13 protein-coding genes and 1 pseudogene are annotated in these 13,751 nt (G+C 42.0%); 13 read left to right on the top strand and 1 reads right to left on the bottom strand.

The features are described from left to right. Window positions 1–2 precede the first annotated feature (2 nt). The 9 genes and pseudogenes from yabA (at window position 3) to CHF41_RS04415 (ending at window position 6,257) form a co-directional block, all read left to right on the top strand. Complete coding sequence (gene yabA, locus CHF41_RS04375; RefSeq protein WP_119876159.1) at window positions 3–320, top strand: DNA replication initiation control protein YabA; 318 nt, start codon at window positions 3–5, stop codon at window positions 318–320. A 2-nt stretch (window positions 321–322) separates the two neighbouring features. Next, window positions 323–1,186: a 16S rRNA (cytidine(1402)-2'-O)-methyltransferase gene (rsmI, locus tag CHF41_RS04380; RefSeq protein WP_119876160.1), complete on the top strand. Its 864-nt coding sequence runs from the start codon at window positions 323–325 to the stop codon at window positions 1,184–1,186. A 626-nt stretch (window positions 1,187–1,812) separates the two neighbouring features. Next, window positions 1,813–2,904, top strand: coding sequence for a 3-phosphoserine/phosphohydroxythreonine transaminase (serC, locus tag CHF41_RS04385; RefSeq protein WP_119876161.1), 1,092 nt, complete (start codon window positions 1,813–1,815; stop codon window positions 2,902–2,904). Beyond that, on the top strand, window positions 2,904–3,464 hold the full coding sequence (locus CHF41_RS04390; RefSeq protein WP_119876162.1) for a GNAT family N-acetyltransferase: 561 nt from the start codon (window positions 2,904–2,906) through the stop codon (window positions 3,462–3,464). The genes serC and CHF41_RS04390 overlap by 1 nt, the downstream gene beginning before the upstream one ends. A gap of 59 nt (window positions 3,465–3,523) precedes the next feature. Further along, on the top strand, window positions 3,524–4,708 hold the full coding sequence (locus CHF41_RS04395; protein ID WP_119877130.1) for a phosphoglycerate dehydrogenase: 1,185 nt from the start codon (window positions 3,524–3,526) through the stop codon (window positions 4,706–4,708). Further along, the gene (locus CHF41_RS04400; protein ID WP_119876163.1) at window positions 4,708–4,911 is read left to right on the top strand and encodes a DUF6440 family protein; all 204 of its coding nucleotides are present in this window, start codon (window positions 4,708–4,710) and stop codon (window positions 4,909–4,911) included. Before CHF41_RS04395 ends, CHF41_RS04400 begins: the two co-directional genes overlap by 1 nt. Then, a pseudogene (locus CHF41_RS04405) lies at window positions 4,901–5,371 on the top strand (methylated-DNA--[protein]-cysteine S-methyltransferase); the annotation flags it as partial. The gene CHF41_RS04400 and the pseudogene CHF41_RS04405, both read left to right, overlap by 11 nt. A 24-nt stretch (window positions 5,372–5,395) precedes the next feature. Beyond that, the gene (locus CHF41_RS04410) at window positions 5,396–5,749 is read left to right on the top strand and encodes an arsenate reductase family protein (protein ID WP_119877131.1); all 354 of its coding nucleotides are present in this window, start codon (window positions 5,396–5,398) and stop codon (window positions 5,747–5,749) included. A gap of 22 nt (window positions 5,750–5,771) precedes the next feature. After that, entirely contained in the window at window positions 5,772–6,257 is a 486-nt protein-coding gene (locus CHF41_RS04415) for a GNAT family N-acetyltransferase (protein WP_240622967.1), read from the top strand. 371 nt (window positions 6,258–6,628) lie between these two features. On the opposite strand, the gene CHF41_RS04420 is transcribed toward CHF41_RS04415, so the two are convergent. Then, window positions 6,629–7,456 carry an exodeoxyribonuclease III gene (locus tag CHF41_RS04420; protein WP_119876164.1) on the bottom strand — a complete coding sequence of 276 codons (828 nt, stop codon included), beginning with the start codon at window positions 7,454–7,456 and terminating at the stop codon, window positions 6,629–6,631. Between the two features lie 202 nt (window positions 7,457–7,658). Here CHF41_RS04420 and metG point away from each other — a divergent pair, with 202 nt between their 5' ends. From metG to CHF41_RS04440, 4 genes are all read left to right on the top strand, one after another. Continuing rightward, entirely contained in the window at window positions 7,659–9,662 is a 2,004-nt protein-coding gene (gene metG, locus CHF41_RS04425; protein WP_119876165.1) for a methionine--tRNA ligase, read from the top strand. 206 nt (window positions 9,663–9,868) lie between these two features. Next, on the top strand, window positions 9,869–10,828 hold the full coding sequence (locus CHF41_RS04430) for a competence protein CoiA (protein ID WP_119876166.1): 960 nt from the start codon (window positions 9,869–9,871) through the stop codon (window positions 10,826–10,828). A 56-nt stretch (window positions 10,829–10,884) separates the two neighbouring features. Then, entirely contained in the window at window positions 10,885–12,690 is a 1,806-nt protein-coding gene (gene pepF, locus CHF41_RS04435; RefSeq protein ID WP_119876167.1) for an oligoendopeptidase F, read from the top strand. Window positions 12,691–12,976: 286 nt separating this feature from the next. Next, on the top strand, window positions 12,977–13,696 hold the full coding sequence (locus tag CHF41_RS04440; protein ID WP_119877133.1) for an O-methyltransferase: 720 nt from the start codon (window positions 12,977–12,979) through the stop codon (window positions 13,694–13,696). The last annotated feature ends 55 nt before the right edge of the window (window positions 13,697–13,751 follow it).

Consider the following 13,751-nt stretch of genomic DNA (forward strand, 5'->3'; position numbering starts at 1 on the left):
GTATGGATAAGAAAGAGATTTTTGATGCCTTAGATGGATTTTCTCAACAGCTGCTGGTCACGCTGGCAGAAGTAGAAGCGATCAAGAAGCACTTGCGCGGGGTGATTGAAGAAAATACGGATTTACGCTTGGAAAATTCCAAATTACGGGAGCGCTTAGAAAAAGATGATCGTGAACAGAATCGGACGGCGAATTTCGGGAAAGAAAATTTAGAAAATATCTACGAAGATGGCTTTCATATCTGTACTTTTTCCTATGGTCAGCGCAGGGACAATGATGAACCATGTATGTTTTGTTTAGAATTGTTGAATAGAGAGTAACCATGCAGATTCAAAAATCAGTCAAACATTCCTTGCCTTACGGCACCCTATACCTTGTCCCAACTCCTATTGGCAATCTTCAGGATATGACCTTTCGAGCGATTGAGACCTTAAAAACAGTGGATGTCATTGCCGCAGAAGATACGAGAAATACTGGTCTATTACTCAAACATTTTGAGATTGAGACGCGGCAAATTTCCTTTCACGAGCATAATGCCTATGAAAAAATTCCAGTCCTGCTAGACCTCTTGCGTTCGGGTCAATCAATCGCTCAGGTTTCAGATGCGGGACTTCCAAGTATTTCAGATCCAGGGCATGATTTGGTCAAAGCCGCGATTGCAGAAAACATTCCAGTTGTTGCACTTCCGGGAGCATCGGCTGGGATTACAGCTTTGATTGCTTCTGGTCTAGCGCCCCAACCGCATATTTTTTACGGATTTTTACCACGGAAATCTGGCCAGCAAAAAGCATTTTTTGAAGAGAAAAAGCATTATCCAGAAACACAAATTTTCTATGAATCACCCCATCGGGTTAAAGTGACTTTGGAAAATATGCAGGCGGTTTATGGGAATCGCTCTGTGGTTGTGGTTCGTGAATTGACAAAACTGTATGAAGAATACCAACGTGGACAGATTAGTGAAGTTGTGTCCTTTATCGCAGAAAATCCCTTAAAAGGTGAGTGCCTAATTATTGTAGCGGGTTATGCAGAAGATGAGGTCCTTGTAGCAGATAAAGGAAATCTAGTAGCAGAAGTGGATAAGCTGATTGCGGCCGGTCATAAGCCCAATCAAGCGATAAAGGAAGTAGCCAAACGCTACCAACTTAAAAAGCAAGAAGTCTATGATCTTTATCATGGGATTGGTTAATCTTTGTAGGATCGATCTTATTTTGTGGAATCAATAGTCACTTCCTTTACGTAGGATATATGATAAGTTATCTAAATTAGAAGAGTTAATTGGGTGGGGTGTTATTACTTCAACCCTTTTTCTACATTTCCATTCTTATTTTTCCTGTGATACATATTGCTTATACTCTATTCATATCAACAATAGGCTTTTTCGATACCTTATTAGATAGTGCAGACGCAAAACCTCCTTTGAAGTTTCATTGCTAACTGTTGCGAATCATACCACTACTGCAACAGTATCCTATGTTTAAACGCCTTCGGCTCCTGAACCAATCACTCTCTTAACCTTGTCAATGTAACCAATTTATAGTTTTTAAGGTTGTTAATGGTGGATCAGTTGGTTATTCCTGAATTTCAATGCCTATTAGCCTTCAAGTTTCCCATTCTTCAGGGAAAAATCCTAGCTTGAGATTCTAGTCTTGTATTCTTTGTAGAAAATTACTAACCTAGATTTTTAGTCTAGCTTTTCTTCTGTGAAATTTTTCTTCAAAAGACGAATAAGGGAGCGAACAAGGCTAAAAAAGATGGAATTGTCTGAAAATTTGTGATATAATAAACAAAATCGTTTAATCTTGGAGGAGTATGATGACTATCTATAATTTTTCTGCAGGTCCTGCGGTATTGCCCAAAAACGTTTTAGAAAAAGCTCAGGCTGAATTACTGGATTACAAAGGCTCAGGGATGAGTGTATTAGAGATGTCGCATCGCTCCAAGGAGTTTGATGACATTATCAAGGGTGCTGAAGCAACTTTACGAGAATTGATGGCCATTCCAGACAACTACAAGGTCCTCTTCTTACAAGGCGGTGCTTCGCTTGAATTTACCATGATTCCGCTTAACTTTGCTCGTGGCAAGAAAGCCTATTATCTAGCAGGTGGTTCATGGGGGAAAAAAGCCTATACAGAAGCAGTCAAACTCTCTAAAACAATTGCTTTTGAGCCGATTTTACTGGGCTCAACAGAGGATATCACCTACGCAGAACTACCAAGTTTTGATAAGAATACAATTGATCCTGAAGCAGCCTATGTCCACTTGACCACCAACAATACCATTGAAGGAACAGCTGTTTATACGATTCCAGATACCAATGGTGTCCCAGTCATTGCAGACATGTCATCCAATATTTTGGCAGCTCGCTATCGTGTGGAAGATTTTGCCATGATTTATGCAGGTGCTCAGAAAAATATTGGTCCTGCAGGTGTGACAGTCGTCATTGTCCGTGAGGATTTCTTGAATGATGAGCCGATTTTGTCAAGCATGTTGGATTACCGCATTCAAGCGGAAAATGAATCGCTCTACAATACACCACCAGCTTATTCTATCTACATTTCGAAACTCGTCTTTGAATGGGTCAAGGAAATCGGCGGTGTCGACCAAATGGAAAAACTCAACCGTGAAAAATCAGGCCTTTTGTATGATTATATTGACCAATCAGCCTTTTACACAAACCCAGTACGCAAGGTTGAAGAACGTTCGGTAGCCAACATTCCTTTTGTATCGCCAAGTCCAGAACTTGATGCAAAATTCGTCAAAGAAGCGACCGCAGCAGGTTTTAAAAATATCAAGGGTCACCGTTCAGTCGGCGGTATGCGAGCTAGTCTTTATAACGCTTTTCCCCGCCAAGGAGTGGTTGATCTGATTGCCTTTATGAAGAAATTTGAAGAGGAGAATGCCTAATGGAAATTCGACTTGCTCACCCCAATGAAGTGACTGCGGTTTGTCAGATTTTTCAAGATGCTCGTGATTTTTTAGCCCAGTCTGGTAGTAGCCAGTGGCAAGGAGTCTATCCAAATCAGGATGATGTCTTTGAAGATATTTTATCAGGTCGTGGCTATGTGGCAATTGTAGAGGGGCAGGTAGCAGCCTATACAGCTGTCCAAGTCGGCAATGAACCAGCTTATAACGAGATTTATGATGGAAAATGGCAGCACAATAATTTTCTATATACTACTTTTCACCGCGTAGCAGTTGCGCAACAGTTTCGTGGGCAGCAAATCATTCAGACTTTTTTACAGGGCTTGATTGAAGGGCAAAAGGGGCCGGATTTTCGATGTGATACCCATGAAAAAAATCTGCCCATGCAGCATATTTTGGAAAAATTAGGTTTTGTCTATTGTGGAAAAGTCCCGATTGATGGGGAGCGCCTGGCCTATCAGAAGATTAAAACCAAGCGAGAAACCAGCCTCTACCAAGAAATCGCAGAAGATGACCGATGGATGCTTGGTAGAAATGATTAACAAAAAATAGATAGAAAGAGAAGGGAATGGGGGCAAGCCACTCCCTTTTAGGAAATAACATGGTATTTAGTGTACGAACCTTTAACAATATTAACCAAATTGGCTTGAAAGAATTAGGAAATCAATTTCAGATCGATGGAGATCAGGCGGCTAATCCAGATGCTTTTATTATTCGCTCTGAAAATTTACATGGTGTTGCTTTTCCTGAGAATCTAAAAGCGATTGCCCGTGCAGGTGCAGGAACCAACAATATCCCTATCGAAGAAGCAACAGCCCAAGGAATTGTCGTTTTTAATACACCAGGAGCCAATGCTAATGCGGTAAAAGAAGCAGTCCTAGCCTCTATTTTGCTCTCTGCGCGTGACTATATTAGCGCTAGTGCATGGACCAACACCCTATCAGGTGATGATGTACCAAAGCAAGTTGAAGCAGGGAAAAAGCAATTTGCAGGAACAGAAATTACAGGGAAAACCCTTGGTGTCATTGGACTAGGGGCCATTGGAGCCAGAATAGCCAATGATGCTCGCCGTTTGGGAATGAACGTCTTGGGCTATGACCCTTACGTATCGGTTGAAACTGCATGGAGCATTTCAAGCCATGTCAAACGTGTTGCTGATTTGAAGGAGATTTTTGCGCAGTCAGACTACATCACAGTTCACGTACCGCTAACGGAACAGACACGTGACTTGTTCAATGCGCAAGCATTTGCGATGATGAAAAAAGGAACGACCATTATCAACTTTGCTCGTGGAGAATTGGTGAATCATCAAGATTTGTTTGATGCTATTGCAACAGGTGTTGTTGGTCAATATGTGACAGATTTCGGAACAGAAGACTTACTCAACAAGCCCCACATTACAGTTTTCCCCCATGTTGGTGGTTCAACAGAGGAAGCTGAGTTAAACTGTGCCATTGCGGCTAGTCAGACCATTCGTCGTTTTATGGAAACAGGAGAAATTACGAACTCGGTCAATTTCCCAAATATGCACCAAGCCTTATCAACACCATTTCGGATTACCTTAATCAATAAAAATGTGCCAAATATGGTGGCTAAGATTTCGACAGCTGTCTCTAGCTTAAATATCAATATTGACAATATCCTCAATCGTTCGAAAGGTGACTATGCTTACACCATGCTTGACTTGGATGAGGCAGATAAGGAAAAAATCAAGGCACTTGCTGAGCAATTTGAAAGTGATGAGAATATTGTCAAGGTTCGTATCATCGAAGGTAGGAAAAACTAATGGATAAAAAAGAACGAAAAGAATATGTGAAAGAATTAAAAGAACGCTTTGAAGTCTTTCAAGTGAATCTCATTACAGCCCTCTGGGTTGATAAGGAAACTGGTGTCGAGTATCTCCGTCTAGGGGATGGGGAATTGCGTCCCTTGTTGAATCCAGAAGGAAAGCCAAACATCAATAAGAAATTCCAAGATGATGTACTATAAATGCCTGTATTCATCACCGCTAGGGGAGCTATCTATCATTGCAACAGATAAAGGATTACGCGGTATTTGGTTTGAAAATCAACAGTATTTTGAACGTGGTATCACAGAGAAACCACTGATGACAGAACACCCTGTCCTAAGACAGGCCGTTTCCTTGTTGGATGATTATTTTGCTGGTCGGACAGTTGATGTTTCCACTTTAGCGCTAGACGTTCCTGCTACACCATTTCAAAAAAATGTTTGGCAAGTGCTTCAAGAAATCCCCGATGGGCATACCATGACCTATGGTCAAATTGCCAAGCGCTTGGGCATGGCTTCTGGTCAAGCGGTCGGTGGTGCGGTGGGCAAAAATCCGATTGCGATTCTGATTCCTTGCCACCGAGTAGTAGGCAGTAAGGGGCAATTGACAGGCTATGCAGCCGGTCTTGAGAAGAAAAACTGGTTACTCACCCATGAATCATCAATGAAAAAAAGAGGACAATACATGTTAACATTTTACGAATACCCCAAATGTTCAACCTGTCGAACAGCTAAGGCTGAATTACAAGCTCTGGGACTTGAATTTGAGGCGATTGACATTAAGACCAATCCACCCAAAGCTAGTCAGTTAAAAGAGTGGATGGAAGCGACAGGGCTTGAGCTCAAGAAATATTTCAATACCTCTGGCAATAGCTATCGTGCTCTCGGGTTAAAAGACAAATTTAATCAGTTGACGGTGGATCAAGCTCTAGATTTACTAGCAAATGACGGTATGCTCATCAAGCGTCCTCTGCTCATTCAGGACGGCAAAATCCTGCAGATTGGCTACCGCACAGCTTATAAAGAATTAGGGTTGTAAGAGAAGAAAGATAAAGGAGCTAATGATGGTGATGCTATCCTTGTATCATGAAATTGAACATGGCCGTTTATTGCAGACCTATTCTTTATGTGACAGTACGCATACCGATACTCCCCAAAATATTATTGAAATGTCAAAAAAAGATAGGGATAGGTATCCGGTCGCAATACTTGATCATAAAGATGGGAACCTCATCGGCTTTTTTTGCCTGCACGTAAATGCTGGTCCTAAAGAGTATGGATATAATCAAGAGGATTATGCACTTGTTAGGGGCTTTTCTATTGATGATAACTTCAGAAATCAAGGCTATGGATCTCATGCTCTGAATGACATCTTTACCTTTATCGATTCAACCTTAACATTAGATGTGAACCATATTATACTAGCTGTAAATGAAAAAAATAGAGTTGCCCAAAAAGCATATAAACATTCAGGATTTGTTGTTGTAAAAAGAGATGTGGAAGGTTCAAAAGGAAAATTGATGATTATGGAGAAAAAGAGAAACTAGTACGGCTTACTTACCTTTTATAGGGTGACAGTGAACGAAGAAGTAGTTATCTATAGTAAGTGCATAGATTGTAATGTATTGTAGCTTAGAGAGAAGTTAAAGGAGGCGAGAGCGAAGCTCTCTGCCTCAGAACGTAGACAAACCCTATTAGAGATAGAAAAAATTTTATCTTTGGGGTTGACTACTATATAACAGAAACTCTTAGAAATGCTGATATAGCGGCATTTCTAAGAGTTTTTTATTTCTCAAGTAAAAGAAAAAAGATTGAAGAAAATTGTTCAAAATGGACTTTTTCTTCAATCTGAGGCGAGAGCGAAGCTCTCTGACTTTAGTACTGTTCTCTATCTGTGACACAGAGCATAGTCATTATGTCAGAGATCAATCTCCATAACGATTGGGGTGTGGTCTTGGCGGGCGCCTGAGTCAATCATCTCAGACTTGGAGACCTTATCAGCTACACGATTGCTGGTGAGCCAGTAGTCAATTCTCCAGCCGGTGTTGTTGATTTTGCTGGTCTTGCTGCGTTGTGCCCACCACGTGTATTGATGAGGAAGGTCACCGTGCAAGTGGCGGAAGGTATCGGTGAAGCCTTGGGCAAGGAGATTGGTGAATCCGGCACGCTCTTCATCGGTAAATCCAGGTGATTGGCGGTTGCTGGCAGGATTTGCAAGGTCGATTTCGTGGTGGGCAACGTTATAGTCGCCTGTTGCAAGAACGGGCTTTTCTTGATCGAGTTTTGCTAGATATTCTGCATATTTTTCATCCCAAATTTGGCGATCACTGAGGCGCTTCAACCCGTCTCCCGCATTTGGTGTGTAAACTTGGGTCACAAAGAAATTGTCAAATTCTAGGGTGATGATTCGCCCTTCCAAGTCCATGGTCGTTGGCGCTCCAATTTCTGGGAAAGTAATGGTGGGTGTCAAGTCTTTTTTATAGAGAAACATGGTTCCTGCATAGCCCTTACGAGCTGGTTCGACAGATGAACGCCATGTGTGTTCATAGTTTGGAAAGAGTTGATCTAAAATTTCCACGTGTTTATTTGTAGGCCCTTTGGCTGATAATTTCGTTTCTTGGATGGCGATAATATCCGCGTCTTCTGTAATGATCGTTTGCAAGACAGCTTGTGACAATTGTGCACGAGCAGAGTCGCTGGTTAAGGCTGCATTGAGGGAATCAATATTCCATGAGATGAGTTTCATAATCTATCCTTTTCTGTGAGTAGTTTCTTCTGTTTGTATTATATCAAAAAGTATAGAAAGTGGTCGTATTTCTAGCTCAATCATTTGAGAAGAGCTATTTGCACAGCGGATATTTAAGGGATATTTTGTCTGTTATCAGGCTCTTTTTTGTGATATAATAAAACGATAGAACTGGGTTTCATTTGCCCTGAAAGGAAAAGTTATGACAGAAAAGAATTTTTACATTACGACCCCCATTTACTACCCTTCTGGAAAGCTCCACATTGGAAACGCGACAACTACGATTGCCTGCGATGTTTTGGCGCGTTACAAGCGCCTCATGGGCTATGATGTTTTCTCGTTGACAGGTCTTGATGAGCATGGCCAAAAGATTCAAGACAAGGCAGCTGAAGCTGGTATTACTCCGCAAGAATATGTGGACGGCATGGCTGTGGGGGTCAAAGAATTATGGAAACTCCTAGATATTTCGTATGACGGCTTTATTCGTACGACAGACGACTACCATGAAACGGTAGTCGCAGAAGTGTTTGAACGTTTACTGGCACAAGACGATATTTACCTAGGGGAATATTCTGGTTGGTATTCTGTTTCTGATGAGGAATTTTTCACCGAAAGCCAATTAGCAGAAGTCTTTCGAGATGAAGCAGGCAAGGTGATTGGGGGAATCGCCCCTTCTGGTCATGAGGTGGAATGGGTATCAGAAGAATCCTACTTCCTTCGTTTGAGCAAGTATGCGGATCGCTTGGTAGCCTTCTTTAAAGAACGTCCTGATTTTATCCAGCCAGACGGACGGATGAATGAAATCGTGAAAAACTTTATCGAGCCTGGTCTTGAGGATTTGGCAGTCAGTCGGACTTCCTTTACCTGGGGAGTTCCAGTGCCGTCCAATCCAAAACATGTTGTCTATGTCTGGATTGATGCCCTCTTGAACTATACGACAGCCCTTGGTTACGGTCAAGAAAATCATGCGAATTTTGATAAATTCTGGAATAATGGTAGTGTCTATCACATGGTCGCTAAAGACATCTTACGTTTCCACTCTATTTACTGGCCAATCCTCCTCATGATGCTCGATTTACCATTACCAGAACGCCTGATTGCCCACGGTTGGTTTGTCATGAAAGACGGCAAAATGTCTAAGTCTAAAGGAAATGTTGTCTATCCCGATATGTTAGTGGAACGCTATGGACTCGATCCTTTGCGTTACTATCTTATGAGAAGTTTACCGGTCGGTTCAGATGGGACCTTTACGCCAGAGGATTATGTAGGGCGGATTAACTACGAACTCGCCAATGACCTTGGAAACCTCCTCAACCGTACGGTGGCTATGGTGAATAAATACTTTGATGGACAAGTGCCTACCTATGCAGAAAATGTGACAGCCTTTGATGCGGATTTGGCACAGGTAGCAGCAGAAGCAATCGCAGAATACCATAAGCAAATGGATGCGGTGGATTATCCACGTGCTTTGGAAGCAGTCTGGACTCTGATTGCCCGTACCAACAAGTATATCGATGAAACAGCTCCATGGCTGTTAGCAAAAGAGGAAGACAAACGAAGCGAACTGGCTGCTGTGATGAGCCACTTAGTAGCAAGTCTTCGTGTGGTGGCTCATTTGATTGGGCCATTCATGATGGCAACAAGTAGCGCTATTCTAGAGCAGCTGGGTATGGACAAAGCAGAAAGTCTCGAAAACTTAGCTCTTGCTGATTTGCCCACAGGTCTAAGCGTTGTTGCAAAAGGTCAGCCAATCTTCCCACGTCTTGATATGGACGAAGAAATTGCCTACATCAAGGAACAAATGGCAGCAGGTCAGCCAGCTGTAGCTACTGAAAAAGAATGGAAACCAGAAGAGGTTGAATTGACCTTGAATCGCAAGGAAATCAAGTTTGATGACTTTGAAAAGGTCGAAATCCGTGTGGCGGAAGTCAAAGAAGTTAAAAAAGTTGAAGGTAGTGATAAATTACTTCAATTCCGCTTGGACGCTGGTGACAAGGAAGACCGCCAAATTCTTTCAGGTATCGCCAAATACTATCCAAATGAGCAAGAATTGGTCGGTAAAAAAGTGCAAATTGTAGCCAACCTCAAACCGCGTAAGATGATGGGGCATATCAGTCAAGGTATGATTTTATCTGCTGAACATGGGGATAGCTTAACCCTCTTGACAGTTGATGCTAGTGTACCAAACGGTAGTGTGATTGGATAAACATTCTCCTAAGAAATCAAACAAATCCACTTACTTTGTTTTTTTGCTTCAACCTTCTAGATTTAGCTATCAACAGTTCATGTTAGCAAAGTTAATTTAATAACTATCAAAACAAGGGACGGCTACTGTTTGTGAAGAAAAATATCAAAAGTTGAACAACTGAAAATTGTTCAACTTTTTTTACGAATGAATAGACAGGAGGGCTTATGCTAGTTGCAAAAAATGAACAAGGACAGTCTGTCCACTTACTCGAACAGCAAACAGTAGACGGTCAAGTGTTTTTTTGTCCCGGCTGTGGTGGACCTGTACGCTTACGCAAAGGGCAAGTTATGCGACCCCATTTTGCGCATATTTCATTGAAAAATTGCCATTATTTTTCAGAAAATGAATCGGAACAACACCTTCAGTTGAAGACAAGTTTGTATCAGTGGGCTTTGCAAGATAGCCAGGCAGAACTCGAAAAGCGTCTGCCTGAGATTGAGCAGATTGCAGATATCTTCATAGAAGACAGACTGGCTCTTGAAATCCAATGTTCGAGTTTGCCACTTAGTCGCTTACAAGAGCGGACGCGTTCCTACCAGCAGGCAGGCTATCGTGTCTTGTGGCTTTTAGGAAAAGATTTATGGTTGAAGACACGTTTGACCAACTTGCAAAAGCAGTTTCTATCTTTTAGCGAGCACACGGGCTTTTTTGTCTGGGAGTTAGAATTAAAGCGCAAAAAGTTACGTCTGCGCTATCTGATCCACGAGGATTTGCATGGTCGCATGCAGTGTTTGACCAAGGAATTTTCCTTTGGAATGGGGAACTTATTGACGATATTACGTTTTCCATATCAAGGGGAAAAAGTAGCTGTACTAAAAGGGAAGCCAGATGGACAGTTGTTGGCTTATATCGCCCGAAAGCTCCGTTACCAGTCTCCCAAATGGATGGCTGTCCAAGCCCAGCTTTACCAGGAAGGGAGAAATCTACTCACTCAAAGCCTCGATGATTTTTATCCCCAAATTCGCCCGCCCCAGTCAGGAGCTGGATTTGTTCAAGTTCAGCAGGATATGACAGATTATTACGCTAATTTTCAGACCTATTACCAGCAACTAGCCTGTAAAAAGGAGCAGTATCTCTATCCGCCAATCTTTTATCAGACCATTCTCAAGAAAAATCTGATTTAACGTTAGAAGCAACCTTGGATTTGTGGTAGAATAAAAGATACGGAGGTAAATCAATTATGACAAAACAACGTAGTGAAATTGAAGAAAAATACCAGTGGGACTTGACCACGATTTTTCCAACAGACGAAGCATGGGAGACAGAACTTGCAGCTCTTCAATCAGATGTCGAGGCGACAGCTGGTTTTGCAGGGCATTTGCTAGACTCTGCTCAGCGTTTATTAGAAATTAGCGAAACGCAGCTGGGTCTCATGCGCCGCATGGAAACGCTCTATGTTTATGCGTCTATGAAAAATGACCAAGATACACGTGAAGGAAAGTACCAAGAATTTCAGGCTAAGGCCCTAGGTTTGTATTCAACTCTTTCACAAGCCTTTGCTTTCTATGAGCCAGAATTTTTAACTGTGACAGAAGAGCAGTTGGCGGCTTTCATGGAAGAAGAGCCAGCCTTGAAGCAATACAGCCACCAGTTTGAGAAATTATTAGCAGGAAAAGCTCATGTCTTGTCACACGAAGTTGAAGAAGTGCTAGCTGCAACAAGCGAGGTCTTTGATGCACCATCAGAAACCTTTTCTGTTCTTGATAATGCCAGCATCCGCTTCCCAGAGATTACTAACGAAGAAGGTGAGCTCGTACCGCTTTCGCATGGTAGCTACATTTCCTTTATGGAATCAAGCAACCGTGAGGTGCGTAAGGATGCTTATGAGGCGATGTATACTACCTATGAGCAATTCCAGCACACCTATGCAAAAACATTGCAATCAAATGTTAAGGTGAATAACCTAAAAGCTCGCTTGCGCAAATACGACAGCGCCCGTCATGCTGCCTTGTCTGCCAACTTTATTCCAGAATCGGTCTACGATACCTTGGTAGCAGCGGTCAACAAGCATTTGCCACTTCTACATCGCTATATTAACTTGCGCAAGAAATTGCTCGGTATTGACGATTTGAAGATGTATGATATGTACACACCACTTTCTGATGTGGATTACAAATTTACCTATGAAGATGCCTTAGAAAAGGCGGCAGACACCTTGACTATTTTTGGTGACGAGTATAGTACACAGGTTAAAGAAACCTTTGAAAATCGCTGGATTGACGTGCATGAAAATGAAGGAAAACGCTCAGGAGCTTATTCAGGAGGAGCCTATGATACCAACGCCTTTATGCTCTTGAACTGGCAGGATACGCTAGACAACCTCTATACTCTCATCCATGAGACAGGACATTCGCTTCATTCCATGTTTACACGTAAGAACCAGCCTTATGTTTATGGCCACTATTCGATTTTCCTAGCAGAGATTGCCTCAACCACCAATGAGAATCTCTTGACGGAAAAACTCTTGTCAGAAGTAGAAGACGACAAGACGCGCTTTGCGATTTTGAACCATTATTTGGACGGATTCCGTGGGACAGTCTTCCGCCAAACCCAATTTGCTGAGTTTGAACAAGCCATCTACCAGGCAGACCAAGCAGGAGAAGTCCTAACAGCTGATTTCTTAAATCATTTGTATGCAGAAATCAATGAGAAATACTACGGTTTGTCTGCTGAAGAAAATCCACAAATTCAATTTGAGTGGGCACGTATTCCGCATTTCTATTACAATTTCTACGTATACCAATACGCAACAGGTTTTGCAGCAGCATCTGCCCTTTCTCATAAGATTGTTCATGGCACCCAAGAAGATAAGGAGCACTATCTTGATTACCTCAAAGCAGGTAGCTCAGATTATCCACTCAATGTCATCAAAAAAGCTGGTGTCGATATGACTCGGGAAGAGTACTTGAACGATGCCTTCAAGGTCTTTGAAGCCCGCTTGACAGAGCTAGAAGCCTTAGTTGAAAAAGGTGTTCATCTATCATAAACAGAAGCGTGGCTGAGACAAAAGTGTCCAGCCTCGCTTCTTTTGTAGATTTAACAGTTTGACGTATATCAATAGTCAGGGGAGTGACTATTGATACCTGAGCCTAGAAACTAGAGAGCGAGGATAGTCAGGGGAGTGACTATTGATACCTGAGTCTAAAAAATGGAAAGTAAAGACGATAAAATCGATTTTTGCGAAATACCGATTTTTATCTCACTCCCTCTTTTTTGACGAGTATCAGAAACCGATTCTTGACCGTCTAAATCCCTTATGTTATACTGAAAAAATGGTAGAATCATACAGTAAAAACGCAAACCACAACATGCGCCGTCCAGTAGTAAAGGAAGAGATTGTGGAAATGATGCGGACACGTCAGGCGCAAAATACAGGATTTTTGAAAGAGTTAGAAGAATTTGCACGCAAGGAAAACATTCCCATTATTCCTCACGAGACAACAGCTTATTTTCGCTTACTCATGCAATTGCTACAGCCTGCGTCTATCTTAGAAATTGGAACAGCTATTGGGTATTCTGCTTTATTAATGGCAGAAAATAGCCCGACTTCCAAGATTACGACCATTGATCGTAACGAGGAGATGATCAGCTTTGCCAAGGACAATTTCGCCAAGTATGATACACGTAACCAGATTTGCTTACTTGAGGGCGAGGCTCTGGAGATTTTGCCGACCTTGCCAGACGATAGTTATGATTTTGTCTTTATGGATTCGGCCAAGTCCAAGTACATCGTCTTTTTGCCAGAGGTTTTAAAGAAGGTGAAGGTCGGAGGCTTGATTATTCTGGATGATATTTTCCAAGGGGGAGATGTTGCACGAGATATTATGGAAGTCCGTCGTGGTCAGCGAACCATTTATCGAGGACTACAACGTTTGTTTGATGCAACCTTGGATAATCCTGACCTGACGGCGAGTTTAGTATCTATGAGTGACGGTTTACTCATGCTTAGAAAAAACGTAGAAGATGTAGTCCTCCCTACAGAAGAAATTTAAGTAATTTTTAAGCAATTATGGTATAATGGTACAGTTAATAAAAAAGGAGAAATAA

The sequence above is a fragment of the Streptococcus respiraculi genome (assembly GCF_003595525.1).
In the GTDB taxonomy this organism is placed as follows: Bacteria; Bacillota; Bacilli; order Lactobacillales; family Streptococcaceae; genus Streptococcus; species Streptococcus respiraculi.

What these genes read in the sequence shown, in the direction of transcription:
- yabA (WP_119876159.1), top strand. Translation starts at nt 3, where the DNA reads ATGGATAAGAAAGAGATTTTTGATGCCTTAGATGGATTTTCTCAACAG.
- rsmI (WP_119876160.1), top strand. Translation starts at nt 323, where the DNA reads ATGCAGATTCAAAAATCAGTCAAACATTCCTTGCCTTACGGCACCCTA.
- serC (WP_119876161.1), top strand. Translation starts at nt 1,813, where the DNA reads ATGACTATCTATAATTTTTCTGCAGGTCCTGCGGTATTGCCCAAAAAC.
- CHF41_RS04390 (WP_119876162.1), top strand. Translation starts at nt 2,904, where the DNA reads ATGGAAATTCGACTTGCTCACCCCAATGAAGTGACTGCGGTTTGTCAG.
- CHF41_RS04395 (WP_119877130.1), top strand. Translation starts at nt 3,524, where the DNA reads ATGGTATTTAGTGTACGAACCTTTAACAATATTAACCAAATTGGCTTG.
- CHF41_RS04400 (WP_119876163.1), top strand. Translation starts at nt 4,708, where the DNA reads ATGGATAAAAAAGAACGAAAAGAATATGTGAAAGAATTAAAAGAACGC.
- CHF41_RS04410 (WP_119877131.1), top strand. Translation starts at nt 5,396, where the DNA reads ATGTTAACATTTTACGAATACCCCAAATGTTCAACCTGTCGAACAGCT.
- CHF41_RS04415 (WP_240622967.1), top strand. Translation starts at nt 5,772, where the DNA reads ATGATGGTGATGCTATCCTTGTATCATGAAATTGAACATGGCCGTTTA.
- CHF41_RS04420 (WP_119876164.1), bottom strand. Translation starts at nt 7,456, where the DNA reads ATGAAACTCATCTCATGGAATATTGATTCCCTCAATGCAGCCTTAACC.
- metG (WP_119876165.1), top strand. Translation starts at nt 7,659, where the DNA reads ATGACAGAAAAGAATTTTTACATTACGACCCCCATTTACTACCCTTCT.
- CHF41_RS04430 (WP_119876166.1), top strand. Translation starts at nt 9,869, where the DNA reads ATGCTAGTTGCAAAAAATGAACAAGGACAGTCTGTCCACTTACTCGAA.
- pepF (WP_119876167.1), top strand. Translation starts at nt 10,885, where the DNA reads ATGACAAAACAACGTAGTGAAATTGAAGAAAAATACCAGTGGGACTTG.
- CHF41_RS04440 (WP_119877133.1), top strand. Translation starts at nt 12,977, where the DNA reads ATGGTAGAATCATACAGTAAAAACGCAAACCACAACATGCGCCGTCCA.